23 protein-coding genes and 1 pseudogene are annotated in these 25,069 nt (G+C 43.3%); 14 read left to right on the top strand and 10 right to left on the bottom strand.

Annotated elements, in window-relative coordinates; all coding sequences use genetic code 11:
• Positions 1 to 135: 135 nt before the first annotated feature.
• Entirely contained in the window at positions 136 to 1,836 is a 1,701-nt protein-coding gene (locus tag ABD734_RS10530) for a M3 family oligoendopeptidase (protein ID WP_344704088.1), read from the bottom strand.
• Positions 1,837 to 1,954: 118 nt separating this feature from the next.
• On the opposite strand from ABD734_RS10530, the gene ABD734_RS10525 reads away from it, so the two are divergent.
• The gene (locus tag ABD734_RS10525) at positions 1,955 to 3,400 is read left to right on the top strand and encodes a phosphate--AMP phosphotransferase (protein ID WP_344704086.1); all 1,446 of its coding nucleotides are present in this window, start codon (positions 1,955 to 1,957) and stop codon (positions 3,398 to 3,400) included.
• A 95-nt stretch (positions 3,401 to 3,495) separates the two neighbouring features.
• Here the strand turns inward: ABD734_RS10525 and ABD734_RS10520 are convergent, their stop codons facing one another.
• The gene (locus ABD734_RS10520) at positions 3,496 to 4,248 is read right to left on the bottom strand and encodes a CPBP family intramembrane glutamic endopeptidase (protein ID WP_344704084.1); all 753 of its coding nucleotides are present in this window, start codon (positions 4,246 to 4,248) and stop codon (positions 3,496 to 3,498) included.
• A gap of 169 nt (positions 4,249 to 4,417) precedes the next feature.
• Between ABD734_RS10520 and groES the strand changes: the two genes are divergently transcribed.
• The 8 genes and pseudogenes from groES to ABD734_RS10480 all read left to right on the top strand — a co-directional run bounded on the left by groES (position 4,418) and on the right by ABD734_RS10480 (position 10,896).
• Entirely contained in the window at positions 4,418 to 4,702 is a 285-nt protein-coding gene (groES, locus tag ABD734_RS10515; protein ID WP_344704083.1) for a co-chaperone GroES, read from the top strand.
• A gap of 62 nt (positions 4,703 to 4,764) precedes the next feature.
• Entirely contained in the window at positions 4,765 to 6,393 is a 1,629-nt protein-coding gene (gene groL / locus ABD734_RS10510; RefSeq protein WP_344704081.1) for a chaperonin GroEL, read from the top strand.
• A gap of 267 nt (positions 6,394 to 6,660) precedes the next feature.
• Positions 6,661 to 6,789: pseudogene (locus ABD734_RS10505) on the top strand (TetR/AcrR family transcriptional regulator); the annotation flags it as partial.
• 78 nt (positions 6,790 to 6,867) lie between these two features.
• Complete coding sequence (locus ABD734_RS10500; protein WP_344704079.1) at positions 6,868 to 7,290, top strand: hypothetical protein; 423 nt, start codon at positions 6,868 to 6,870, stop codon at positions 7,288 to 7,290.
• 81 nt (positions 7,291 to 7,371) lie between these two features.
• Complete coding sequence (locus ABD734_RS10495) at positions 7,372 to 8,253, top strand: ABC transporter ATP-binding protein (protein WP_344704077.1); 882 nt, start codon at positions 7,372 to 7,374, stop codon at positions 8,251 to 8,253.
• 20 nt (positions 8,254 to 8,273) lie between these two features.
• Positions 8,274 to 9,890: an ABC transporter permease gene (locus tag ABD734_RS10490; protein ID WP_344704075.1), complete on the top strand. Its 1,617-nt coding sequence runs from the start codon at positions 8,274 to 8,276 to the stop codon at positions 9,888 to 9,890.
• 1 nt (position 9,891) lies between these two features.
• Positions 9,892 to 10,242 carry a DUF2200 domain-containing protein gene (locus ABD734_RS10485; protein ID WP_344704073.1) on the top strand — a complete coding sequence of 117 codons (351 nt, stop codon included), beginning with the start codon at positions 9,892 to 9,894 and terminating at the stop codon, positions 10,240 to 10,242.
• Between the two features lie 72 nt (positions 10,243 to 10,314).
• A complete protein-coding gene (locus tag ABD734_RS10480) occupies positions 10,315 to 10,896 on the top strand; it encodes a DUF4256 domain-containing protein (protein ID WP_344704071.1) in 582 nt (193 codons plus the stop codon).
• A gap of 243 nt (positions 10,897 to 11,139) precedes the next feature.
• On the opposite strand, the gene ABD734_RS10475 is transcribed toward ABD734_RS10480, so the two are convergent.
• The 6 genes from ABD734_RS10475 to ABD734_RS10450 form a co-directional block, all read right to left on the bottom strand.
• Positions 11,140 to 12,576: a sodium:solute symporter family protein gene (locus tag ABD734_RS10475; protein ID WP_344704069.1), complete on the bottom strand. Its 1,437-nt coding sequence runs from the start codon at positions 12,574 to 12,576 to the stop codon at positions 11,140 to 11,142.
• A gap of 118 nt (positions 12,577 to 12,694) precedes the next feature.
• On the bottom strand, positions 12,695 to 13,708 hold the full coding sequence (locus ABD734_RS10470; RefSeq protein ID WP_344704067.1) for an LLM class flavin-dependent oxidoreductase: 1,014 nt from the start codon (positions 13,706 to 13,708) through the stop codon (positions 12,695 to 12,697).
• 31 nt (positions 13,709 to 13,739) lie between these two features.
• A complete protein-coding gene (lplA, locus tag ABD734_RS10465; RefSeq protein WP_344704065.1) occupies positions 13,740 to 14,774 on the bottom strand; it encodes a lipoate--protein ligase in 1,035 nt (344 codons plus the stop codon).
• Positions 14,774 to 15,676: an SIR2 family NAD-dependent protein deacylase gene (locus ABD734_RS10460; RefSeq protein WP_344704092.1), complete on the bottom strand. Its 903-nt coding sequence runs from the start codon at positions 15,674 to 15,676 to the stop codon at positions 14,774 to 14,776. Before ABD734_RS10460 ends, lplA begins: the two co-directional genes overlap by 1 nt.
• 9 nt (positions 15,677 to 15,685) lie before the next feature.
• Complete coding sequence (locus tag ABD734_RS10455; RefSeq protein ID WP_344704063.1) at positions 15,686 to 16,480, bottom strand: protein-ADP-ribose hydrolase; 795 nt, start codon at positions 16,478 to 16,480, stop codon at positions 15,686 to 15,688.
• An 83-nt stretch (positions 16,481 to 16,563) separates the two neighbouring features.
• On the bottom strand, positions 16,564 to 16,896 hold the full coding sequence (locus ABD734_RS10450; RefSeq protein ID WP_344704061.1) for a glycine cleavage system H family protein: 333 nt from the start codon (positions 16,894 to 16,896) through the stop codon (positions 16,564 to 16,566).
• 182 nt (positions 16,897 to 17,078) lie between these two features.
• Between ABD734_RS10450 and ABD734_RS10445 the strand changes: the two genes are divergently transcribed.
• The gene (locus ABD734_RS10445; RefSeq protein WP_344704090.1) at positions 17,079 to 18,257 is read left to right on the top strand and encodes an NADH-dependent flavin oxidoreductase; all 1,179 of its coding nucleotides are present in this window, start codon (positions 17,079 to 17,081) and stop codon (positions 18,255 to 18,257) included.
• A 148-nt stretch (positions 18,258 to 18,405) separates the two neighbouring features.
• Here the strand turns inward: ABD734_RS10445 and ABD734_RS10440 are convergent, their stop codons facing one another.
• Both ABD734_RS10440 and ABD734_RS10435 read right to left on the bottom strand, forming a co-directional pair.
• A complete protein-coding gene (locus ABD734_RS10440; protein WP_344704059.1) occupies positions 18,406 to 19,485 on the bottom strand; it encodes an acyltransferase in 1,080 nt (359 codons plus the stop codon).
• A 357-nt stretch (positions 19,486 to 19,842) separates the two neighbouring features.
• Positions 19,843 to 20,772 carry a DsbA family protein gene (locus tag ABD734_RS10435; protein ID WP_344704057.1) on the bottom strand — a complete coding sequence of 310 codons (930 nt, stop codon included), beginning with the start codon at positions 20,770 to 20,772 and terminating at the stop codon, positions 19,843 to 19,845.
• A 197-nt stretch (positions 20,773 to 20,969) separates the two neighbouring features.
• Here ABD734_RS10435 and ABD734_RS10430 point away from each other — a divergent pair, with 197 nt between their 5' ends.
• The 4 genes from ABD734_RS10430 (at position 20,970) to ABD734_RS10415 (ending at position 25,013) form a co-directional block, all read left to right on the top strand.
• Positions 20,970 to 21,530 (top strand): TetR/AcrR family transcriptional regulator, encoded by a 561-nt coding sequence (locus ABD734_RS10430; RefSeq protein ID WP_344704055.1) that lies wholly within the window; start codon positions 20,970 to 20,972, stop codon positions 21,528 to 21,530.
• Between the two features lie 261 nt (positions 21,531 to 21,791).
• Positions 21,792 to 22,499, top strand: a complete 708-nt coding sequence (coxB, locus tag ABD734_RS10425; RefSeq protein WP_344704053.1) for a cytochrome c oxidase subunit II — start codon at positions 21,792 to 21,794, stop codon at positions 22,497 to 22,499.
• 16 nt (positions 22,500 to 22,515) lie between these two features.
• On the top strand, positions 22,516 to 24,432 hold the full coding sequence (locus tag ABD734_RS10420; protein WP_344704051.1) for a cytochrome c oxidase subunit I: 1,917 nt from the start codon (positions 22,516 to 22,518) through the stop codon (positions 24,430 to 24,432).
• Entirely contained in the window at positions 24,432 to 25,013 is a 582-nt protein-coding gene (locus tag ABD734_RS10415; protein WP_344704049.1) for a cytochrome c oxidase subunit 3, read from the top strand. The genes ABD734_RS10420 and ABD734_RS10415 overlap by 1 nt, the downstream gene beginning before the upstream one ends.
• Positions 25,014 to 25,069 lie beyond the last annotated feature (56 nt).

Genomic DNA, 25,069 nt, shown 5'->3' with positions numbered 1-25,069 from the left:
CCTCGGGAAGTTCAACCGAATGATGCGCACTGCTTTGGAAGCAGACACAAAAAATGGCGATCCATCCGCTTTATCGGGATGGATCGCCATTTTTCTTAGTGTTCAGGGGCCTTTATGTCCCAGCCCCGTTTCAATCTATAGTGCACTGTCATCAATCAAATTGAGGTAGTCTTGTGCTTCTTTAACGACTGATTGCAGGCAGCCATCTTCAAACGGCGAGATGAGATTTGCTTTTTCAACCAGTGCATTGAACGGTAATGAGCCACCGAGACGACACAGGTTGATGTAGTCGCTCCATGCGCTATCGAAGTCCTCATTGGCGCGCTTCCAGAACTGCATGGCACAGACTTGTGCCAAGGTGTAGTCGATATAGTAGAACGGGTCGCTGAAGACATGCCCCTGTTTATGCCAAAAAGCCCCGCTGGCAAGCGGCTCTATGCCATCGTAATCACGATGCGGCAAATACTTGTCCTCGAGTTTCTGCCATTCTTGTCGCCGTTCTTTAGGAGACAGTTCAGGATGCGCATAGACAATATGCTGGAATTCATCTATGGCAACTCCGTAAGGCAGGAAAGAAATGTTATCCGCCATATGCGTATATTTAAATTTATCAGTATCCTCCTTGAAGAACTGTTCCATCCACGGATATGTGAAATACTCCATGCTCATGGAATGGATCTCTGCAGATTCAAGAGTCGGGAACTGATACTCCGGCACCTCGAAGCCGCTTGACATATAGCTTTGGAACGCATGGCCCGCTTCGTGCGTCAAAACGGTCACATCATCAAGGGTGCCGTTGAAGTTGGAGAAGATGAAAGGGGAGGAGTAGTCTGGTATGAAAGTGCAGTACCCGCCGCCTTCTTTTCCTTTTTTGGCCTCAACATCAAACAATTCGCGCTGTCTCATGAATTTAAAGAATTCACCAGTTTCCTTGGATAATTCAAGATACATATTTTCGCCCGCCTGCAGGATATCTTCAGTGTCCCCCTTGGGCACAGCATTACCGGTCGTAAAGTCGAATGATTCGTCGTATATCTTCAGTTTCTCGACACCGATCCGCCTGCGCTGCCTCTCCTTAAGTTCAGTGACGAGTGGCACGACGTATTCTGCAACCTGGTCTCTGAAGTTCTGTACCATATCACTGTCATAATCGATGCGGTTCATGCGGATATAACCCAGTTCGATAAAGTTTTTGTAGCCAAGCTCCACCGCAATCTGGTGACGTGTCTTAACCAGGTCGTCATAAATCCGATCGATCTTATCGAGGTGCATCTCCATGAATCCATGGAGCGCTTCAGTGGCTGAGCGACGCATTTGACGGTTGGTATGCTGGGCATAGGGACCGAATTCCGATAGGTTGAGCACCTTTCCATCAAATTCGATTTCTGCTGAAGCGAGCAGTCTTGAGTATTCTGAATCAAGCTTGTTTTCTTTTTGAAGGAGTGATTTGACTTTAGGGTCAAATCCTTTAACAGCTTTTTCAGCTAACGAAAAAAGTTGCTTGCCGTAACGCTGTTCCAACTCGCTTTTATAGGGGCTGGCAATCAGCGTCTCATAGTATTTAAAATCAATCTCCTGGATGGCTGGCCCGTATTCATCGAAGAAATTCCGCTCTTTATCGTAGAATTCATCCCTTGTATCTATTGTTGAACGGATAAGCGCCAGATTACTCATTGTGGAGAGGTGATTAAAGTATGTGTTGAGGCGGTCGATGACTTCGGCTTGGGCGTCCGCCGAATCCTTTTCCTTAAACTCTTTAAGCAATGTGTCGACTTCCGCCGCTATCTGTTTGATATCCGGCCTTTTATATTCATATTCTGAAAATGTATGTACCATCAATTCATCCCCTTATAAGTTTCTAACAATATAGTAACACAGATTCCATCATCTTCTGTATGTTCAGATAATGGGATTTAAGGGTACACATCTATAATGGAACGAAAGGAGCGATAGTATGGCAGAATTTGATGAAGCACTGGAAAATCGCCTAGGCGAACTGACGCGGGAGACGAAGGATCGGGGCATACCGCTGATGATTGTGATAGAAGGACCACCAGCCTCCGGAAAGTCGAGGCTGGCAAATGCTTTATATATGGCACTGGATGCTAAATATACAAATTTCATGGCCACGCGACCACCTAGGGAGATCGATCTCAGATATCCTTTCCTGCAGCGGTTCTGGAACCATCTGCCTAAAGCCGGGGACATCAATATCCACTTCAGAAGCTGGTATGCCCAGTACATCAATTATAAGTCGTACGGCATCAAGGAAAATATCCGGACGGAATATACCGACATCAGGCAAGACATGGAGAATTTTGAACAGATGTTGACGGACAGTGGCTATGAAATCATCAAGCTCTATGTTGACGCCCCAGAAGAAGTCAGGGCACGGCATATACAAAAGCTCAAAGATAATCCGATACTTAAATGGAAGGCTGAAGAATTTGAAGAACAGCTGGACAAAACAGATTATATCAAGGAAATGAAGAAATTTTTAGACATGCTGACCGGGTGTCCATGGACAGTCATTGATTTCGAGGATAAAGAAGGTGCAGTAAACACTTTGTTTTCCACAGTCGTAGAACGCCTTGAAGCACGTCTGGAGCAAGAAGATCAGACACAGGATGGATCAGTTGATGGTGATTTCACGAAAAAATATGAAGCAGAGTTCTTTGACTTTGATTTTGAGGATGAAAAAATTAGTGGTAAAGACTATAAAGCCATCCTGCCCGATCTTCAGTCGAGGATGAGGGAAATCCAATTCCAGCTCTACAAGGAAAAAGTGCCGCTCATCCTCGTCTATGAAGGTATGGACGCAGCCGGCAAGGGTGGAAATATCAAACGCATCCGTGAACATCTCGACCCAACCGGATATACGGTCAATGCAACCGGCGCACCGACTGATGTGGAGTTGCTCCATCATTATCTATGGCGGTTTGCTATAGATATTCCGAGAAGCGGCCATGTGGCCTTCTATGATCGCAGTTGGTACGGCCGGGTGCTTGTAGAGCGCATAGAAGGACTTGCTTCAAAACAGCAATGGCAGCAATCCTACGAGGAAATCAATGCTTTTGAGAAATCACTGTACAATTCAGGAGCAATCATCATTAAATTCTTCTTGTCCTTGGATAAGGATGAACAGCTTGAACGGTTTGAGAGCCGCGAGGATGATCCGGATAAGCAATGGAAACTGACCGATGAAGATTGGCGTAACAGGGAGAAATGGGATGAGTATGTCGAGGCCTCGGAAGACATGATCAGAAAGACGCATACCGCTTTCGCCCCGTGGCATGTAATCCCAGGAAACAATAAGAAATACGCAAGAATCACTGCGCTAAAAAAAGTGATTGAGACATGTGAGGCAAGACTCGGAATCAGTGCGAAGTCGGGTGATTGAAAAAAGAAATTGAAAACTTAAAGGCATAAAGATGAATGTCATGTGCCTCGGAATGTACAAACACCCCGGACTATTAAAGTCCGGGGTGTTCATTATCAGAATAGAAGCTGCATGATAGTACCGAGGCCACCGCGCATTTCTTCAATCTGCTCTATATAATCCTTGAATGTCAGTTGCAGCACGACGACGATACCGTTCATAATCATATGGACCATGATCGGGACCAGCAATCTGCCGCTGATGACATATAGAAAACTGAATGTGTATGCCATGACGACATAGATCAGTATATGGGTGAAATCCCAGTGAGCGATGGCGAATACAAAACCACTGAGCAGCCCGGCTACAAGGAAACCGACGATTCTCGGGCCTGGTATCACTTCATAGATTTCAGCGAATATAGCCCGTCTGAAGACGTATTCTTCCAGGATGGGGCCAAACAGAGCAACGACAAGAATCATGTATGGGGCATTCTCTATCATATCCACGATGCCCATCGTATTTTCACTTTCCATTGGATTTCCGAGGATATTCGTATTGATGAGGCCAGCGATTATCTGAGTGGCATAAGCCAAGAACACACCTCCGACGATCCAGGCGAAAGTCACCGGTAGATCCGATTGGGGGCCACGCTCTATCCGGTTTTTATTGCGATGGAGCCTTCCCACAATAATGACAGCCACAACGCCTAAGGCGAATGCACCGACTTGGTAAGGGAGTACGCCGCTAAGCAATTCTTCTTCTGTAATTGATGGATTGATGAACGCCATGATCATAGATACGGGTACAACCGCAAATTGCACGGCGAGGAATATGACGATGATTAATGCACTATATAGCTTTCTCAAGATAAGCCCTCCATTTTTCAATACTGCTATTCTACAATAAAAAAGAATGTGGTTAAAGCAAAGAGAAAATACTTGCATTATTGACCAACTTTGATTATTATTTAATTGTTGGCACTTTGAACGCTCGAGTGCTAAAAACATCTGTAATATTTCAAAGGAGGGCTTTTACGTGTTAAAACCATTAGGCAACAGAGTCATCGTTGATTTGACCCAAAAGGAAGAAACTACAAAAAGCGGCATCATTCTGACGGAATCCGCCAAAGAGAAACCACAGGAAGGCACAGTCGTAGCAGCTGGACCCGGCTTGGTTCTGGATAACGGCAATCGTGTCGAGCCTGAAGTAAAGGAAGGCGACCGTGTGATGTATTCCAAGTTTGCAGGTACTGAAGTGAAACATGAAGGCAAAGATTATCTGATCTTGTCCGAATCTGATATCCTAGCTGTCATCAACTAATCAAATGAAATGAATCAAAGAAATACTTATATAAAGAAACTACGCAGGAGGAATGAAAAGTAATGGCTAAAGAACTGAAATTCTCTGAAGATGCAAGACAGTCCATGCTCGCCGGTGTCGATAAACTGGCGAATGCTGTAAAAGTGACATTGGGGCCAAAAGGACGTAATGTCGTTCTGGATAAATCATTCACATCCCCGCTCATCACAAATGATGGCGTAACAATCGCAAAAGAAATAGAACTTGAAGACGCTTATGAAAACATGGGCGCAAAACTTGTCGCTGAAGTGGCCAACCAGACGAATGAAATCGCCGGTGACGGTACGACGACTGCAACAGTCCTAGCGCAAGCGATGATCCAGGAAGGTCTGAAGAACGTAACGAGCGGTGCCAACCCGGTCGGCATCCGTTCCGGTATTTCCCAAGCAGTCGAAGTGGCGGTAGAAGAGTTGAAGAACATTTCCCGTCCAGTGCAGGATAAAGAGTCCATTGCACAAGTCGGCGCAATTTCTGCGGACGACCCGGAAATCGGCGAGTACATCTCAGAAGCGATGGAAAAAGTCGGCAATGATGGTGTCATAACAATTGAAGAATCCCGTGGGTTCAAAACTGAACTTGAAGTCGTTGAAGGTATGCAATTCGACCGCGGTTACACATCTCCTTATATGGTGACAGATTCCGAGAAGATGATTGCAGACTTGGATAACCCTTATATCCTTGTGACAGACAAAAAGATTTCCAACTTCCAGGATGTTCTGCCATTGCTTGAACAGATCGTCCAGCAATCCCGTCCGATCCTCATCATCGCTGATGATGTAGAAGGCGACGCCATGGCGAATATGGTACTCAACAAACTGCGCGGTACATTCACTGCAATCGCAGTCAAAGCACCTGGTTTCGGAGATCGTCGTAAAGCAATGCTCGAAGATATCGCTGTATTGACCGGCGCACAAGTCATCACAGAAGATCTTGGTCTGGACTTGAAGGAAGCAACGGTTGATATGCTTGGTACAGCTTCTAAAGTCAATGTGACTAAAGATAATACGACAATCGTAGAAGGTGCCGGTGAGAAAGATAATATCGAAGCGCGCATCGGTCAGATCAAATCACAGATTGAAGACACAACTTCAAGCTTTGATAAAGAGAAGCTCCAAGAGCGTCTTGCCAAACTATCCGGCGGTGTAGCAGTCATCAAAGTAGGTGCTGCCACTGAAACGGAAATGAAAGAACGCAAGCTCCGCATCGAAGATGCCCTTAACTCCACACGTGCCGCAGTTGAAGAAGGCATTGTAGCTGGTGGCGGTACAGCACTTGTCAACATCTACGGTAAAGTATCAGAAATAGAAGCTGAAGGCGATGTTGAGACGGGTGTTAAAATTGTATTGAAAGCACTCGAATCACCAATTCGTCAGATCGTCGAAAATGCTGGACTCGAAGGCTCAGTCATTGTTGAACGCCTCAAGACTCAAGAAATAGGCATCGGTTTCAACGCTGCGACTGATGAGTGGGTCAACATGATCGATGCAGGTATCGTCGATCCGACAAAAGTAACACGTTCCGCATTGCAGAACGCAGGTTCAGTTGCTGCCATGTTCCTGACTACTGAAGCGGTAGTTGCCGACATTCCAGAAGAGAATGGCGGCGGAGACATGGGTGGCGGCATGGGCGGCGGCATGCCGGGCATGATGTAAGCCGAAAATTTATAATAATAGAAGTGACGGGGTTTGCTGATGAGCAGACCTCGTTTTTTATGGAAATAAATTCTTGAGAGTAGATAGCGGGTGAAATTTAGTACCGTGGAGGAAGAGTCTATTTTGGTTGATGTAACTTCAAATAGGCTTTTTTAATTTGCATAATATGGAGTTGAAAAGCTGATCGCATTCATAATTGACCATTTCGGTCATTTGGGTTAAGCTATTATTGACCACAATGGTCAATTTAAATTTGAATGAAGGGAGATTATTATCATTTATTCCAAGTTCATCAACTTAAAACCAGAAAAACAAAAGGACATTATTAATGCAGCAATAAAGGAATTTGTCCAGAGTGGTTTTGAAAAGGCATCTACAAACGAAATTGTAAAGAAAGCCGACATTTCCAAAGGTTCACTTTTCAACTATTTTAATAGCAAAAAGGATCTGTATATATATTTAATTGAGTACTGTGTGCGAATCATTGAAATAGTCGTTGAACAAATCGATTTGAATGAAACCGATATATTTAAAAGAATAGAAAATATAGGGATGAAAAAACTCGGTATTCAACGAAAATTTCCACAAGTATTTGATTTTCTCATTTCCGCCAAACAAGAGGAATCGGCTGAAGTAAGGGAAATCATCAAAGAAAAGATTGACCCCGTTTATGATGAAAGTACTAAGAGGATGTATGAAAACATTGATTATTCCATGTTTCGTGAAGATATTGATATTGGGAAGGCGATAGAAATCCTGAATTGGACGATGTTTGGATTTGGGGAGAAAGGCTTAAGTCAAGTAGACACATTTGAAAACATTAGTGAATTTGGGGAGCATTACCTCAAAGAATGGAAAAGTTATTCTGAGATACTGAAGTACAGCTTTTATAAATAGGAATGAGATGCAAGGGTGTTTGAGGCCACATATTCAAAAAACAAGAAAGACTATAAACTTCAAAAGGGGACTGTAAAAGTTATGACTGAAGTTGTGAAAGTACAAGGATTACAAAAGAAATTTGGTAAATTTCAGGCGTTGAGTGATGTGGCCTTCAGGGTGGCTACTGGTGAAGTTGTCGGCTTTATTGGCCCCAATGGGTCTGGCAAGTCCACAACCGTTCGAATTTTATTGGGTATTATTAAGAGAGATGCTGGCATTGCAGAAATATTCGGTAGGGATGTTTGGAAAGACAGCATTGAAATTCATAAAAGGATATCATATGTCCCTGGAGATGTCTCGCTATGGGGCAATCTAACAGGTGGTGAAATTATAGACCTATTTATGAAGTTGCATGGCAGCGGAGACAAGAAAAAGCGTGATCATTTAATTGACCGATTTGAATTGGATCCTAAGAAAAAAGCTAAAACATATTCGAAGGGAAATCGTCAAAAAGTTGGTTTGATCGCGGCTTTATCCGTCGATTCAGATTTATATATTTTTGATGAGCCAACTTCTGGACTTGACCCTTTGATGGAGCAAGTTTTCCAGGAAGAAGTCGAAAAGATCAAAGAATCAGGTAAAGCGATTCTGTTGTCCTCTCATATTCTGAGTGAAGTAGAACGCTTGGCGGATAAAGTTGCCATCATTCGCCAAGGTGAAATTGTAGAAACGGGATCCCTTGATGAATTGCGTCATTTGACTCGTTCTACAATAACTTTAGAAACAGATGGTGATGTGTCTGAAATGGCCGACCTGAAGGGTGTCTTTAATTTCGAACAAAAAGATAATCAGGCGACATTTTCGGCGGACAACCAACATTTCAATGATATTTTAATGAAAGCAAGCAAGTTGGGCGTCAAAAAATTTGAAGCTGTACCACCAACACTTGAAGATTTGTTCATGCGTCATTATGAAGGCTAGGCAGTGGGAAGGGGGATGAAATGATGAACCAAAAATTAGCACGCTGGAACACATTGTTTTTACAATATCTAAAACGTGATTGGAAAAAAATGATTATATGGATAGCAGGGCTTGGTTTGTTTTCAGCTGCATATGTACCAGCTTTTGAAGAAATCACCAAGGGTCAGGGATTGATCGGAATGTACGAAACATTAAAAAACCCCGCCATGGTATCCATGGTCGGCCCTACACCTATAGAAGCAGCTGCTGATTATACATTAGGAGCATTTTACACTCAAAATATGTTATTGTTCTGTAGCTTATTTGCGATGATCATCTCAGCCTTGCATGTGGTAAGCCATACACGAAAGGAAGAAGATCTTGGTCTGACAGAACTCGTGCGGTCATTTCAGGTCGGTCGTCAAGCAAATTCTTTCGCTACGATGACAGAAACAATCTTCATTAATATTCTATTGGCCATTTTTATTGCCATTATTATGATAAGCTTTGGTGCTGATACGATTAATGCTCAAGGATCCTTTTTATTTGGGGCATCGATTGGAACAGCAGGAATGATCGGTGCCGGGATTGCTCTTTTGATGGCACAGATTACGCCAACTTCATCAGCAGCGACAGGTTCGTCCTTAGGGCTTATCGGTCTACTCTATATCGTGCGTGCTGCCACAGATATATCGAATATGGATTTATCCATGATTAATCCGCTTGGATGGACCTATTTAACTTATCCCTTTACAGAAAATAATTGGACACCGCTAGTTTTTGCTTTGATATTTAGCGTAATCATTGCAATCATTGCTTTTGCACTTGAAGGAGCTCGTGATATGGGCTCTGGTTATTTACCTGAAAGAGAAGGACGAGCAAATGCGAAAAAGTCGTTGTTGTCTGTTCGTGGTTTGTTCATCAAGCTCAACAAAGGCACTATCATTAGTTGGTTCATCACTTTTGTTATTATGGGGGCGGCTTATGGCTCGATCTATGGAGATATGCAGACTTTCCTGGAAAGTAGCGAAGTGGTAAAACAAATGTTTACACATTCAGGCATTTCTATTGAAGAATCATTCACCGGTACGATTATGATGGTTCTGATTAGTTTGGTTTCCATCCTACCAATTGCTGTAGTCAATAAACTTTTTTCTGAAGAGAGTCGATTACGCTTAAGTCAGCTTTATGCAACAAAAATGACCCGCAGCCAATTATATTGGACCAGCATTGGTTTAGCTGTTTCTTCAGGTATAATAGGTATTCTACTAGCTGCAGGTGGTCTTGGTGGCACAGCAATTAATGCCATGGGGGACGGTGGGACGATGGATTTAATTGATTTCCTCGTTGCGGGCTACAATTTGCTGCCGGCCGTACTATTCTTTATTGGTCTAGCCGCTTTAGCCCTTGGATGGGTGCCGAAATTTGGTAAAGCCGTGTATATTTATCTCATCTATTCCTTTATGCTGAATTATTTTGGCGGTATCCTGGATTTACCAGAAGGCTTATCAAAAACAGCCATCCAAAGTTGGCTTCCAAGAATGCCAATGGAGGATTTTGATGCAACAGTTTCCATTACAATAACTGTGGTTAGCATCCTTTTAATGATAATAGGGTATCTAGGATATAATAGACGTGACATAAAAGAAGGGGTGTAATATGACCAAACATAAGATTTATACAATGAGTGTCGCAAAAGTCTATCCCCTGTATGTGATGAAGGCAGAGAAAAAAGGGCGTACGAAAGCTGAAGTTGATGAAATCATCCGTTGGTTGACAGGATATAGCCAAGAAGAGTTGGAAGTGCAACTGGAAGAGCAGGTAGACTTTGAGGCTTTCTTTGAAGAAGCCCCCAAAATGAATCCTTCGCGGGCTTTGATCAAAGGTATGATTTGTGGCGTCCGAGTTGAAGATATTGAGGAAACAACAATGCAGGAAATTCGCTATTTGGATAAGTTAATCGATGAGTTGGCAAAGGGAAAAGCGATGACAAAAATCTTGCGGAAATAATATCTTTTAAAATACGGCGACAGGTAATGCTGCAGTTCAGCCATTTCAAGGGAAAACGATAGGGGGCTAATAATGCCAAAGAATAATAAAATAAATAATGGAAAAGAGTTGTCAATGGAGCAGCGGGAAGAGTTATTAAGAGTGCTCCAAGTCCGTTTTGAGAAGAACATGGATCGCCATAAAGGGTTAGAGTGGGCCAACGTGCAAGAAAGGTTGCTAGCCAGTACCAATAAACTGTGGTCTCTCAATGAGATGGAAAGAACGGGTGGTGAACCGGATGTTGTCGGGATGGACAATGGGACCGGTGAATTTATATTTAACGACTGTTCAGCGGAAAGTCCTAAAGGTCGTAGAAGTGTTTGTTACGACCGCGAGGCATTGGAGTCAAGGAAGAAACATAAACCGGAAAATAATGCTGTTGATATGGCTGATGCCATGGGAATTGAGCTTCTAACTGAAAAAGAATATCGGCAGTTGCAAGGACTTGGAAACTTCGATGCGAAAACATCGAGTTGGGTGAAAACACCTGATAATATTAGGAAGCTTGGCGGGGCCATTTTTTGTGACTACCGCTACGACACTGTATTTGTATACCATAATGGGGCGGACTCCTATTATGCTGCAAGGGGTTTTCGTGGCTCGCTAAAGATCTGAATCTTACTTTTGCAATATTAAACCATTAGGTGTATTTTTCGCGCAAAGACAAACATATGAAGTGAAACCTTAAAAGAGTTTGATATAAGAACAATGTAAAGAGCCCGTTCGTATGGGCTTTTTTTACTACAAAAACATTGTAGAAAAGCGCATAAAAAATAGAGCAGATTTCTCTACTCTATAAACCAGATTTTTCAGGGGTGCTACATTTATTGTAAACGCCGCTTTAAACGTTTACTCAGGTTATTTGGCTTTCATCAATAAGCTTTCATTTTCCGTATCTTTCGTTAACACTGTCATAATCAATAGAACTGCAGTTGATAGTGGTAAACCGACCATGATGGGATGGATACCAAAAGGATGACCTAGGACTTGCCAAATGACTGCTGAGCCAAGCCCTGTCCACATGGCGGATAGGCCGGCAATTCCTGTCGGTTTTTTCCAGAACAAGCCAAATATGACTGGTGCCAATAAACCTGAAACCGACATCGCAGTACCTGTCACCATCAAATTGACCAATCCTGGAATGGTTAAGGTCAATACAAGCGCAATGGCAGACACTAGGAGTACAGAAACTCTGCTGTAAGCTAACATCTTCTTATCAGTCGGATGTTTCACATTCGGGCGGATAAGGTCATTTACAATGGATGATGAACCTGCAATAAAGAAAGAGTCCGCACTTGATATAACAGCTGCAAGCAGTGCAATGATCATAATGACTACGATGGAAAAAGGAAATACATTTTCAATGACATTATAGTAGACGAGTGTGGGGTCGATATTACCGAGGTTTAAACCAAAACGACTGAATACCCCGATTGTCATTACAATGGAACCGAGTGCTACCGCAATGATCATCGAAATCCAATAGCCGCTTCTTGCTGTTTTAATGCTCTTCGCGGCCCAAATGCGCTGCCATACATCCTGCCTGATGAATTGGTAGAATGCCAAGGTCAAAAGGTAGATCATGATCTCACTAGGGGTAATGTTAAGGAGATTCAACATGTCACTTTGGTTTGCCGTACTGGCACTATCAGAAATATTTTGCCATCCGCCGGAATATCTAAGGACCATGATAAATAGCAGGATGATACCTAATGTCAAAATGGTTCCTTGGATGACGTCCTGCCAAATGACGGCTTTCAGTCCCCCCACATATGTCTTTACGGTCAGTAAAGCCCAACCAATCAGGATGCCTAAAGTCATGTTCAAACCGATGGTCAGATTCAATATGGAGGCAATGGCGGCAAACTGCATCCCCGTCATGGCACAGTAGGAGAACAGAAAACTGATGACAGTAGGAATACGCGCTTTTTCTCCATAACGCAAGGCAGTATAGTCTCCGACTGTGATCATGTTATGCTTCTCGCCCAACTCTCTAATTGGCTTAAGAAGGAATAACGATAGTATTATAACGGCGAAGAACATCGTGATATGTATCCATTGTTCTCCCATCCCTAGACTGTAACCATTTTCCATATACCCTAACAGCGTTGCGCCGCCAACTCCGGTCCCTACAAATGTCAGTATCAGTGGAAAGATGGAAACGGATCGTCCAGCCACATTATAATCTTCGTATGTTTTGGTTTTGCGTTTCATATATAAAGATAATGCAAATAAAGCGATAAAATAAATTAGAATGACAAGGCCTAAAACTATTTTTTCATTTGTGTTGAACATACAAGACTCCATCTAAAGCTATTTTTAATATAAATCAATCATCCATTTTCAGTTTGATATAAAAATACATATTACGTTGCGTGATGCGCCATTTAAATTGAAGATAAAAGTATTCTTCCTATATATGCTTGCCTACATCTGCAAGCAGTCGATAGGCATTTTTGCGTGCTTCGAGGTTAGGTATTAAAGGAATCACCAATACTTCATCAGCCCCAAATTGAGCGACCAATTCACTGAGCGCTTCCTGCACACTTTCCTTACTTCCGACGATGATACGCTCTCGGTTTGCTTTAATTACTGCTTTATCCCTTTCTGAATAGGGATAGTTCAAGGCTGTATCTACAGAAGGGAACGCCTTTAATTCACCAAAGTTATCCTTACCAAGCAGCCAGAGATCGAGTGCTTTACCGTAAGCCTCTGCTTCTTCTTCTGTTTCAGCGATGGCGACAAACGGTGCAATGGAGACCTTTGATTTCGGCATGAACCGAGAAGGTTTGAATGTCTCCCGGTAAATTTCTACAGCTTCCATCCCGGCCTTTAATTTTTCAGGACCAATGAAGGGGAATAACCCGAACGTATATCCAATTCCGTATGCCGCGGCGACTTCAGCACTTTTGATGCTTGCCGATAACACCCACATCTGTGGCACAGTCTCAATGGCTGGATTGGCGGTGATGCCATGGAAGCGGTGTGATTCGTCCATTGTCCCGCCTAAGTAATGAACCAGATCGGCAACGCTTTGTTCATACGGGAGTTTACGCTCTTTGTTCTCATTCAACGTACGATTGACGAGCGGGGTACCGATCGTATTGCCAAAACCTAAATCGATTCGGTTGGGATGGAAAGCCTCCAGCAGGCGAAAGTTTTCAGCGATTTTATAAGGACTGTAATGTGGCAGCATGACGCCTCCGGAACCAATGCGGATGGTACTTGTGGCATCCGCCAACCGCATCATGAGCACTTCTGGTGAACTGTTGGCGAAAGCGGGGACATTATGGTGTTCCGCCACCCAAAATCGTTCATATCCGAGTGATTCAGCCAGACGCGCTAGGATGACAGTCTCCTGTAGAGCTTGAGCGGCATTTTTACCTTCATCAATTTGTGCGTAATCGAGCACGCCTATCTTAACCACTTGCATCCTTCTTTCCAGTTATTAATATTGTTTACTTCACAGGGATGCTTAAGATGACATTTACTAGAGCCTCAGGTGTTATGTCACCAAAATAATCTGTGATATGGAATCCCTCGAGAGCCTGCAACAGATCGTCTTTTCTTAAGCGGACACCAACAAGTGCTTCCTCGATTTCTCCAACATCCTTTTTGCCGAAGAAATCCCCTGTAATCTGTATATCAGTTATCCGGGCATGGTCGACGCTTAAGCCAAAACTGATCGTACCAATTGGAAAACGCTCTGACACCTCGTACTCAAAATGCTGGAATCTCCCGTAAGTCCAATCCCAATTGCTGTACTTTTCGGCAGCCAGACGATCAATATGATCCCAGTCGTCTTCTGTTAATACATAACGCTTTGCCTGATCGATGTGATCAATGTCCAACAGTTCACATATCATATGATCGGTAAATTCCCAAACCGTCATGGATTGATATTCCGATGAAAGGTGAGGGCGGATGGCATCGACGCGGCTTCTGACGGACTTGATGCCATGTGACTGAATTTTTTTCTGATTGGGATTTAGTGCAGCGACCATTGCTTCATAATTCGGGTCGAGCAATAAGGAATAGCCTGCGTAGATGCGACCGTTTTCGAGCGTCATGGCGGCACCGGATATTTTCTTCCCATCTATCGTCAAATCATTTCGGCCTCGCTGCGCTAAATTTTCAACGCCCAATTTTTCCAAAGCCTTGATGGCTGGTTCATATAACTTACCGTAATTATTATAGATATTGTTGTCGCCATTGAAGAGGAAACAAAAGCTCATATTCCGATCGTCCAGATAAACGGCTCCGCCCCCCGTATCGCGGCGGAGCATTTGGATATTATGTTCGTCCATATAGGGCTGATTCACTTCTTCATAGGCATTCTGGAATTTTCCTATTTGGACGACAGGGTCCATCATATAAGGAAACAGCACGTCATCGTCCAGGAACAAATGGTCTTTCACATATACTTGTAGAGCCATGGAGACACTCGGATCATAGACCCACTCACCATTGCGTTCGGGCATGACTAAATACATCAGCGGTCCCTCGATTCATCATTTTCAGCTATAGTGTGAAACACGTCCTCAATGTCCTCATCAATTCGTACTGTCCTTGGGCGAATTGCATGGGGGATGAAATAATCTTTTTGGTTCATCGTGACGAATAGTGCTTTTGGATTATCTTCCGTCATTCGCTGAAAAGGATGCTTGATGAATTGCGGTGTCGTATTTCCGACGCCAATTTCCAAAAATAAAGTACGTTTGCCTTCTGTTTGTTCCAGGAATTGTTCATAGCGCTGCCTTTGTTCGTGGAAGTGTGCATCTTCCACCATGCCCTTTTCTTCGGTACGTTTATTCACTTCAAGAGGCGCACCGCACTCTGGGCAATAGGGGACCAGAGTTTCTGGCACCTTCATATCACTCTGCTCTTTGACCATCTGACGAATGAGGGCTTCATTTTGATATGTTTGTTGATGACAATGTCTGGTGCACTGCCATAAGCCGTACTCGCCTTGGATTCTAAAGACCTTGTCCATGTCGTATTCGGCTGCATAAAAAGCATTATCCGCATTCGTTGTAATGATATGGTAGTCCTTCCCGGCAACAATCTCTTTTAAGTCGACATAAGCCTGTCCCGTCGGTTGATCAAAGAAGTTCAGCAGTGAGAAGCGGCTTTGAAAGGCCCAATATTCCTGCACATCTTCAAATTCAAATAGGCTTGCCTGCAGCATATCAAGGAGACGGTACTTCTTTATGAAGTCCGGAAAAGCATTCGTAAAGCGTTCTCCGACATAAGTAAATCCAGTTGCTGCAGACATTCCTGCACCAATACCGATCACGACTGCTTCAGACTCTTCAATTAAGTTATGTAACATGTCTGCTTGGGACATGTCTGATTCATTTGATAATGTATTCCAGTAATTTTCTACTTGTTGCATCATGATCACCTATTCTGACTGCTCAAAGAGCGATTGATATATACGAAAATCTTCATCTTTAAAAACATTAAAGATGACGTTAAGTTTACTTTCCGTTTCTTCTAGATAGTTCTCGACAGTTTTCACAGCAATTTCAGCAGCACGTTGATTTGGGAAATTAAATTCGCCTGTCGAAATGCAGCAAAATGCAATAGTAGACAGGTGATGTTCATCTGCGAGGATAAGTGATGACCGGTAAGACGAAGCCAACAACCGTTCTTTTAGCGGAGAAACCCCACGTTCATCAATGAAAGGTCCGACCGTGTGGATGACAAAATCCGCCGGCAGATTGTATGCGTCAGTTATTTTTGCTTTGCCTGACGCTTCTTTTCGACCTTGAGACTTGATTATATCGGCACAAGCAAGGCGCAGTTGTACCCCGGCCCGTGTGTGGATGATGTTGTCAATACATGTATGATTCGCTTGGGTGCAACCGATAAATCTGCTGTTGGCCGCATTGACGATGGCATCTACCTTTAAACTGGTGATATCACCTTGCCAAATGTAGAGTTGTGGCTCTACAGCTGTCAAGTCGTGTATTGTAGTCAAAGTCCGGTCGCGATTCCACTGTGTCAAAAAAGCGTCTTGAATTTCAATGAACTCACTATTCACCTGTTTCGGATCTCTGACATTACACAAACCTTGAAAGAGTTCAAGCTTCTCTTCGAACGTATCTGTTTTAAATGCTTCAATATCAGTACTTGTACTGCCATTTTCACGCATCAAATGATCGATCAAATAGTCAAGTCGCACTTCCTGCTCCATATACTTCTCCTTATCGTGAATGCGTTACAATAGGAGACGGCGTTAATGGATATCCACCGTCTGCCTACTGCAGATGGATTTCACTAAGCGTTTTCTAACTGATTGAACACATCTTCGTCTATATCTTTTAATTTAACAATCCAATTTTCTTCAGGTTTGGAGGAATTCAGGAGGGCAGGTTCACTTATTAACGAATCGTTGTGTTCAACGACCTTACCAGCAATCGGCGATTCCAATTCGAGTACTGTTTTGGACGCTTCTAGACTCAATATAGTGTCATCTTTTTTGATTTCGTCCCCCATTGTAAATTCCACGAAACCGACCGTACCAATGTCATCCTGCAACTCAGGCGTCATACTTAATGTATACGTCTGATCCTCTTTCTCGATAAATAAAAAGTCGCTGCGTTTCTTCATTACTTTTCCCTCTTTCTGTATTGATGTACAAAGATATAAAGCTTTTTGAGAGCGATTCTAATGCCGACTTCATTATATCAATTTTTAAGTTTTTATCAAATTGACAATATTTGTATCAAGTGATAATTTAACAGGAACTCCATTAATTTAATTTTATGAAATCGAGGAATAATTCCATGAATATGACCAGAAAGTATAGACCACTGTTTGAACCGATCAGATTGTCTAACGGAGTAGTATTGGACAACCGTTTTGCATTATCTCCAATGATCACAAATTCATCAACTAAAGAAGGGCATGTGACAGAAGAAGACATCGCCTATGCGAAAAGACGCGCCGCTTCTGCCCCGATAGCAATCACTGGCGCAGCCTACATAGAGGAATACGCCCAACTGTTCGAATATGGCTTCAGCATTGACGATGATCGCAGCATAGAAGGGTTGAAGCAAGTCGCAGAAGCTATGAAAAAAGAAGGGGCAAAAGCAGTCATTCAACTGACACATGCAGGTCGTTTCTCGAAGATATCACTAAAAGACTTCGGGGTCGTCTATGGTCCGAGTGAGATGAAATTGAATAGTCCAGTGGAACACACCGTGATAGCCATGAGCAGACGAAAGATCAGTCATGTGATTACACAATACGCTGATGCCACGAGACGGGCGATCAAAGCTGGTTTTGACGGGGTTGAAATTTCAGGCGCACAACGGTTGCTGATCCAGACATTCCTCTCCACGTTCTCCAATAAGCGTGAAGATGAATATGGTGCTGACACTCTTGATAACCGGATACGCTTTGGGATTGAAGTGCTCGAGGCTGTACAGCAAGTGATTGACGCAGAAGCACCTGATGGATTTATCCTCGGTTACCGCGGTACTCCTGAAGAAACGCGTGGAAGCGAGGTGGGTTATAGTGCCGAAGAGTTTTTGTATTTCATAGACCGTGCGATGGAGACGGCCGACATTCATTATCTGGCTACAGCAAGTTGGGGTAAAAATATTTATAGGCAAACCATCCGACAAGGGGAATATGAAGGAGAATTGATGAATAAAGTGGTCTATGACCATATTGCTGGACGGACAGCTGTAATGGCAACTGGCGGCATTAACACTCCTGATAAAGCACTTGAAGCAATAGAGTGTGCCGATATGGTAGGTGCTTCCACACCATTTGTCACAGAACCTGAATTTGTCACTAAAATAGCAAATGGGCGTGAAGATGATATTGATCTAGAATTCACTGAGGATAAAATAAAAGATCTCGCAATTCCCGAGCAGGCATTTAAGGATATGATTGAATTGATGGATATTGGAGCTTCTTTATCGGAAAAAACCCGTAGTGAATTAAATAAATTACGCAAATGATCTTCAATAAAAAAACACCTTCGAAACGTTGCGATGAGCATCATTTTGAAGGTGTTTCTATATGAAAAAACGTATATTGAATTGAGGTCAGGAAATATAATATCTTAGAGGCTTATAGTCTTCATGTTTTATATATCATGCCGATCCCTTACTGATAGATGGACTTTACAGCTTTCTTCCCATTCTGTAATTGGTTATAGAAGGCAAGGGCGATAACAAGTACGAGGGGCGTCAACATCACTTTCCAAAGAAGTGAATCTTCCACAATGGTCAACTCCATTCGGCGTATGAGAACCTGCATAAGCTCCATGATAAATACATGGGATACATAAATCCCCACCGCATTGGCACCAATTTTAGTGAAAATAGAATTTTTCCCCATCTGCTGATGTTTGAGGGCCAGCATGAATAGTGTCATGACCAATGGAATAGTGAAGAAAAAATAATTCTCTTCTTTTCCCTCGTATAGCTGTAACGTAATGAAACCTTCCAGTATTTGCATAAGTGAAAGGATGATAAGTGAAATAACGACAGACCATGTCGGTATTTTTGAAAGGAATGAGTTGAAGAATGAACTGTACTTGGCAACAACTCCACCGAATGTTACATAAAATAGGGCGAAAAAGATACCTTCCCTCGTATTAAAAGGGACATCATAAAGGAAAGAGTAAGCTTGACCAAACAGACCGAAAAGATGCAATCCTATACTGATTACGAATAAGACCATAATCAATCGCATTTGAGCAAATAAGAATAACAGGAGCACCGCATATATGAGGGCCGGCAGGAACCATAAGTGATAACCAGGCGAGCCCTCCCCAAAGTATATAAGACTCCACAGGTTGAAATGGCTTATAGAGCTTATGAACATCTCGAGGAGTGTCTCACTACTATTTCCTCTCTCAATAAACTTTACACCAAGCTCAAAAACGAAATAGAAAGCAAGCCACGCCACATATAGTTTGATCAGTTTACCAAGATATTTCTTGAAATAATGAAATTGGGCTTGTCGGTTTCCATTTTCATTTTCTTGGGTGATCCTATTTAATTTCTGTACAAATAAATATCCTGACGCCACAAAGAAGAAAGGCACTGCAAACCGTGCAAACATATTGATGACGAAGTTTGCGTCATCACCGTTGAACATTCCAATATGGGTACCTTGAACTGTTTTCGAGTGGATGGCCACAACGAAAAATATTGCAAACCCCTTCACATAATCAATCATATAATTACGCCCCACTGGTTCTCTACCTCGCTTTGTCTAATATCGCTCAGGAATGATTCCCCTTTATTTTCCTTCCCACCCTATGCTTTTTAACATACTGTCCATCTGCCTTAAATTATTGGCGACAGTCATGAAAATACAGCAATAATTGGTTTGAGGCGGGTGCTTCATTTCCTTTAATATCTGTTGGGCGGTATTCTATCACGAAAGCGTAGGATTTACTGTTACAAGGACATTAAGACTATATAACGGTGTCCAGATGATGGATGGGGACGGGGTTGCATTATTCAAGGTGGCTATAAACGAGTGTCCTTTTTAAGTTTCAATGAAATAATCAGAACTTGCATCAAGATGCACTTACTTCGACAGAGTAAAATAGTTCTCGCCCAAAAATTCACGGGATTCATACTGTGTGGTTTTAAGGGATGATTCTACGAAAGAGGGGACTTCTTCTTTCGCAAGTCCATACATCTCTTCAATCTCCCTTGAGAATAGGAATGTTTCCTTCTCGAGCAGAGTCAACAAGTTTGGCTGTTGCTTTGGTTCAGGGCTTGCAGGGGCCATCACCTGTTCCAGGCCATCGACATAGGATTCGAATGAACGGCCACCGACAATCTTCACGCCCTGATTATCCGCATTAATCATGATTATGGTAGGGAATCCTCGGGCACCCAACTGTGCGGTGAGTGCAAAGTCTTCCTGCAGCAGATTATGTGCCTCGGTTTTTTCTGATTCCGATACAATCGAGCTGCCATCAAGTCCCATATCATCTATGACATCAGCTAATACAGCTGCATCGGAAATATTACGGTTATTGACGAAAACTGCCTCCCGGACGCGGCGCAGATAGACAGTCGCCATTTTGTCGGAATGATCACGCTGTATGACTTTAAATACGCGGGAAGCCGGGAAGGATGATTGGACGGGGTCTTGGATCATGACATTGCCATCAATCGGCATGCGTGTCTGGACGCCGACTTCTCTCCAGTGTCCGGCAACATCGGCTGGTTTATATATGCCGTTAGCAGGGTCGATCGGGCCATCATGCCACTTTTCAAGCAATCCACCCATGACAGTATGAAAATTAAAATGGTGGCCGTACTGTTCGGTGAAGCGGCGGAAGACAGGTTCCTGGGCCCAGCAATGGGAACATATCGGGTCTGTTATATAGTAGACATCGAGCGTCTTTTTAGTCTGGCTGAAATCGATGAGCCCAGTATCTTCAGCTTCTGTTTCTTTACATATGCCAGTCTCCAGGTCACATATCATATTTTTATTGTCATCCATTTGACATTCTCCTCTTTCAAACTAGATTATCGTTATCAAGCTCACGTCTCCAAACGGAGCGTGAGTGTCACGACTGTATATTTTGCTTATGTATCAATTGTATAAGATAATTAGGTTACTTGGAACCAGTACATGAGCGATTATGTCGGTTATCCAACACAATGACGATAATGTTGGACGATAGGGAGGATATCGATTTGACTCAACCAAAAGTGGATCTTCGTATTCAACGCACACGCAAATTTATCATGGATTCTTTCATGACGCTTTCAGAGCAGAAAGATTTTAAGGATATTACCGTGAAAGATATTGCCACGGAAGCAATGATCAACCGAGCGACATTCTACTATCACTTTGAGGATATATATGATCTGCTGGAGAAGGTGCTGTCGGAAGTGCTGCTTGTGAATCTGGACTATGCAAACTATGAAGAAGAAGCACTTGATGAAGATACATTCATCCGTATATTTACAGCAATCACAAACTTTCAGCAATCTTTAGCCAACCGGTGCCATAGGGGTTACGAAGAGACCATAGCACGCATCATACGTGAGCAGCTTGAAGTAATCTTCTTCAAAATGCTGGCTAAGCGGAGTGGCGCGTCGGATGAGGAAGGGGTGAAATTGACTGCAGTCATGCTGAGCTGGAGCATGTATGGTGCTTCTGCCGAATGGAGGAGGAGTGGTCGAGATGTGTCGCCAGAGACATACATTCAATCATCTCTCGCGTATTTAATGCATGGATTGGATTTTAATTGACTTCCGGTTCTGCACCATCATAAAAATTTCGATGCGGAACGTACTACAATTTGATTTCCATCCGGATGACGGAGTGCTTGGACAAGGCATTCATCATCCGGATTTTTATATTTATAACACCAATTATTTTCGAAAAACAGATAACATTGAGCCGCAGACGACATCAAAATTATTAAAACATGAAAAAAGCATGAATTATGTTTGAAGGACAAGTCCGAGTGGGATAGTAAGTATAAAACCATGTTAGAAAGGAGTCCGACTATGAAGAAGCTTGGTTCACTTATTTTATCGGGCTTTACTCTGATGTTGAGCGGCTGCAGCGGGATAAATGTTTTAGACCCGAAGAGTTCCACGGGGAAGGACCAGGCGTATCTGATTTGGCTCAGTTTGGCCATCATGACCCTAGTACTGGTTGTGGTCTTCATTCTTTTTACATATTTTGTCTATAAATATCGTTATTCCAAAGCGCGGAAGGACTATAAGCCAGTGGATGTGGACGGTAACCGCAAGCTTGAATTGACCTATACGATCATCCCCGTCATCCTGCTGATCATTCTTGCGGTACCGACTGTAAGGATTACGATGGAGCAATCGCCAGATACTACAGCCTCCCAGACCCCGGAAGATGGGACCACTAAAATTGAAGTGACGGGAAGACAATTCGAGTGGGAATTCAAGCATGGAAATGGCGCTGAAGTGAAAGATGAGCTCGTCCTGCCTGAGGATGAGGATATCGAGTTCAATCTCCATTCCGAGGATCTCATCCATTCATTCTGGATACCGGAATTGGCGGGGAAGGTAGATGTTTTCCCAAATAAAGAACTGACTTACATCATACGGGACGTCGAGCGCGGAGAATATGAGGGGAAATGTGCCGAGTTTTGCGGTGTCCAACATACGAATATGACTTTTTCCGTCAAAGTGATAAGTAAAGAAGACTATAGCACTTATATAAACAATCTTAAGTAGAGGGGGAGTTTGGATTATGAAGATATCTATATCCGGATTTTCTGTATCTGCACCATCCGATGTCATTGCAGCCTGGATATCCGCTGTGATATTGGGCGGTGTTATAACATTCTATGTAGTCAAGACTAACAAATTCCCCCTTATGTGGGATTATCTCAGGACGACCAACCACCGTAAAATCGGTACACTCTACATATTATTTGGATTTCTATTCTTTATACGTGCTGGACTGGACGCTCTCTTGATAAGGCTGCAGCTCGCTGTGCCAAACAACGAGTTCTGGTTGTTCCAGTTTGAAAAGTATGACCAGTTGTTCACGACCCACGGTACGATAATGATATTCTTTGCGGCTATGCCGATGCTGCTTGGGCTGATGAACGTCGTCGTGCCACTTCAGATCGGTGCAAGGGATCTCGCATTTCCCTTTCTTAATGCTGTAGGCTTCTGGCTGTTTTTTGCAGGTGCAATGATATTCAATTTCTCTTTCTTCCTAAACAGTGCACCAGGGATCGGTTGGACTGGTTATGCGCCACTCTCCACCTCCATATTCACTCCTGACGTCAATAGTGACTACTACGTCTTTGGGGTCCAAGTGTCAGGTCTCGGCACAATATTTACGGCACTGAACCTGATAGTGACAATCATCAGACACCGGGCACCGGGCATGAAGTGGTTCAGGATGCCGCTCTTTACCTGGGCGACATTTGTGACCGCAATAATGATTCTGCTGGCGTTTACAGTGTTGGCAATCGCCCTTTACCTGCTGATGTTCGATCGTATGTTCGGTACGAAATTTTTCTCTGGTCCAGATGGCGACCCGGTCTATTGGCAGCATCTATTCTGGATTTTCGGTCACCCTGAAGTATATATCCTCGCTTTGCCGGCCTTCGGAATATTTTCAGATATCATCCCTACATTCGCAGGAAAAAGGATATTCGGCTATTCATCCATGGTATTCTCGATCGTCCTGATCGGCTTCCTGTCCTTTACCGTCTGGGCCCACCATATGCTGACGGTGGGGCTCGGGCCGTTACTTAATACTTTCTTTGCGATTACGACGATGACGATTGCCGTACCGACCGGCATCAAGATATTCAACTGGCTGTTCACATTACAGGGGGGTCTTATCAGATTCACTGTGCCGATGCTTTTCTCCTTGGGATTCATCCCATCATTTGTGATGGGCGGCGTTACAGGTGTCATGCTATCGGTATCCGCTGCAGATTTCCAGTTCCACGATTCGCAGTTCGTCGTGGCGCATTTCCACTACGTTATTCTCGCATCGACGATACTTGGGATATTTGCCGGAATCTATTACTACTATCCAAAGATAATGGGTCTAAGACTGGATGAAACTTTAGGTAAGTGGCATTTCTGGCTCTTTTTGATCGGGTATCATCTCACATTTTTCCCGATGCATATTACCGGTCTAAACGGCATGCCAAGGCGAGTGTTCACTTATGATCCTGGAGATGGACTGGCTGTAACGAACTTCATGAGCACAATAGGCGCCTTCTTGATGGGAGCCGGCATATTATTCTTCTTGTGGAATATTTTCAAGACACATCGTGAAAATGAACCAGTGTCAGACGATCCTTGGAACGGCAGGACATTGGAATGGACCGTCCCATCCCCTTCGCCGGAAGAGACATTCGATCCGATGCCTGTGGTCGAAGGGCTGGATCCGCTTTGGATAGCAAAAAAAGAGGAGCGGCCAATGAAGACCACTACGGACCACAGAAGTGCACCCATCGCCAAGGATTCCATCCTACCTGTGCTGATGGCTCTTTCATTAGCCGGACTCACTTTCTGTATGATCTACCAATGGTTCATCGCCTCAGCGATTTTTGCAGCAGGGTTATTCGCGCTCTTCATCGTCCGTTCATTTACGGATGAAAAAAAGGATCACTATGGAAAGGGGGAGGCTTCCTGATGGAGATGAATGTTAATGAAGCGGAACTATTCCGCGATAAGCAGATTGGCTTCTTCATATACTTAGGTGTTGAAGCATTGATGTTCCTGACACTTTTTGTGACGTACTTCATTTTCACGCCTTCTTCCGAAGGGCCCCATCCATCCGAGGTATTCGATGCAATGACAGTGACATTGTCATCCATCTTCCTACTCTCAAGCAGTGGTACGCTCTTTTTTTCCGAGAAGGCGTTATCTTCAGATAAAAAGAAGAGTATGCTGGTCTGGTTGGGTGTCACGTTCCTATTCGCGGTCATCTTTATGGTATTTGAAATATCAGAGTTCAGCCATTTCGTTTCAGAAGGGTACACGACATCAACGAGTTCCTTCTTGAGCTCGTATTATGTACTGGTCGGGCTGCATGCCGCACATGTGCTGTTCGGTTGTTTCTGGATGGGTATCTTGTTTATACAAAGATTTCTCCCTCAGTTCCCGAAAACACTCTACTACGAAAAATTCAAGATTTTTTCCTATTACTGGCACTTCGTCGATCTGGTATGGATTTTCATCATCCTGATCGTTTACTTAAGGTATCTTGTATGACTGCCTGAAAGATGGAGTTATGCCGGTATAAATTACTTTTTAATGTATGAGGTGGT

The sequence above is a fragment of the Salinicoccus jeotgali genome, assembly GCF_039538805.1.
GTDB classification, from domain to species: Bacteria; Bacillota; Bacilli; order Staphylococcales; family Salinicoccaceae; genus Salinicoccus; species Salinicoccus jeotgali.
Note: the sequence above shows the minus strand (reverse complement) of the source record. Positions and strands in the feature narration are given on the sequence as shown.